The organism is Kamptonema sp. PCC 6506 (genome assembly GCF_000180455.1).
Lineage (GTDB): Bacteria > Cyanobacteriota > Cyanobacteriia > Cyanobacteriales > Microcoleaceae > Kamptonema > Kamptonema formosum.
On sequence record NZ_CACA01000064.1, the window covers coordinates 1 to 1,989 of the forward strand.

The window sequence follows — 1,989 nt, forward strand, 5'->3', positions numbered from 1 at the left end:
CCCCTCGGTCACGTCTCGATCAAACTTAAGTTTCAGCATCAATAGGTGTGATTACTGAGACTAACTATGATTTCACTCTGTTCTTTAAGTATTTATGCTTATATAATCTAGCGATCGTCAGCAATCAAATAGCTAGATAGGAGATTCAGGGTTATTAGCAAATATTCTTAGCAGCTTGAACTTTATTTAATTTTGTACCTCTTTATATAAAAAAGTTAACATAAAAATCTTAAAAAATCTTAAAAAGCCTTAAATATGGTTTATAATCTCAAATAGCAAGTTTATTAAAATTAAGAGCGAAAATAGTCTAGTTTACTACCCAATCTCTCTCTGACACCCCTTTATTTTCTAGAGAAGTTAGACAATAATGCCATCAAGGAGCCAAACAAGGCCAATCCAAATTTGAATCAAAGGCATAAGGGTCGCCCGCACAAAGCGCAAATATAATTGCGCCCACAAGCAAAAAATACCGTCCCAATAGTTTTGATAGGAACCGATAGGAGAACACAGTGAAACTAGCAGTTTACGGAAAAGGTGGCATTGGGAAATCGACAACTAGCTGCAACATCTCAGTTGCCTTAGCACGGCGCGGCAAAAAAGTGCTGCAAATTGGCTGCGATCCCAAGCACGACAGCACATTTACCCTCACAGGCTTCCTGATCCCCACAATTATTGACACCCTTCAGGAGAAAGACTTTCACTACGAAGACGTTTGGCCCGAAGATGTCATCTACAAAGGCTACGGCGGCGTTGACTGCGTAGAAGCAGGCGGCCCTCCCGCTGGTGCTGGTTGCGGCGGCTACGTCGTTGGCGAAACTGTAAAATTGCTCAAAGAACTCAACGCCTTTGATGAGTACGACATCATCTTGTTTGACGTACTCGGAGACGTAGTTTGCGGCGGTTTTGCTGCCCCCTTAAACTACGCCGACTACTGCATGATCGTTACCGACAATGGCTTTGATGCCTTATTTGCTGCCAATCGGATCGCCGCCTCAGTGCGCGAAAAAGCTCGGACTCACCCTCTACGCCTCGCCGGACTAATCGGCAATCGTACCTCCAAGCGCGACTTGATCGAAAAGTATATAGAGACAGTACCCATGCCAGTGCTAGAAGTGCTGCCTCTGATCGAAGATATTCGGATTTCCCGCGTCAAAGGCAAAACACTGTTTGAAATGGCAGAGAGCGATCCCTCTCTGAACTACGTCTGCGATTACTACCTAAACATCGCCGATCAGATATTGGCCTGTCCCGAAGGTGTAGTACCCAACGACACCCCCGATCGCGAACTATTTTCTTTGTTGTCTGACTTTTACCTCAATCCTGCACCTCAAGTTGCCAGAGAGGAAGAAGAGCTAGACCTGATGATGGTTTAATAGGTCTAGCATTTCAGGATGAGGAGATAGAGGTCATGGCTTTTTTTGAAGACTTATCAGGTACTTTAAAACAAAAGTGGTTGCAGTATTACCAAGCCAATCGTTCCTGGCTGGTACTCCAAATGCAGGTACAGTCGGTATCAACCCCCGACGGGGGCAGGCGGCCTCCCTCTTATCTCATCCTGGGAGTTCTCAACGCACTCGAACCGAATCTGGAACAGTTAATGTTGCCTTTTACTAGGCTTAACCCAGATCCAGAAACGTTGATTGAGGTTTTAGGGTTAAATTTTGACCCTGATGTTGCCTTGGGCATTTCTTCGTCAGAGGTAGTACCACCTGCGATCGCATCTGTGCCAACTGTAACCGCAAGACCTGCCCAAGCACCCCCAGTAGTGCCTCCAACTCCCAGCGCTGCACCCGCAGCCGTTCCAGCAGCAACAACGCCCGCTGCCGACAATTCTAATGTTATGGGCGGTATCGGCTTAGCAGCAGCCGGAGTTGCCGGAGTTGCCGGAGTCGCGGCAGTAACTTCTGCACTGATCTCGTCTGATGAGGAATCATTTGGGGATTTGGATCTGGAAGAAGAGTCAGATGACTTAGCTGGCATGGGCTTAGA

General features: G+C 46.7%; 2 protein-coding genes. Both read left to right on the forward strand.

Features of this window, described 5'->3' with window-relative positions; genetic code table 11:
• Positions 1–509 precede the first annotated feature (509 nt).
• A complete protein-coding gene (gene bchL / locus OSCI_RS03260; RefSeq protein WP_007353434.1) occupies positions 510–1,373 on the forward strand; it encodes a ferredoxin:protochlorophyllide reductase (ATP-dependent) iron-sulfur ATP-binding protein in 864 nt (287 codons plus the stop codon).
• A 35-nt stretch (positions 1,374–1,408) separates the two neighbouring features.
• The coding region (locus tag OSCI_RS30550; protein ID WP_168371082.1) for a DUF5331 domain-containing protein at positions 1,409–1,989 on the forward strand (581 nt) is incomplete at its 3' end.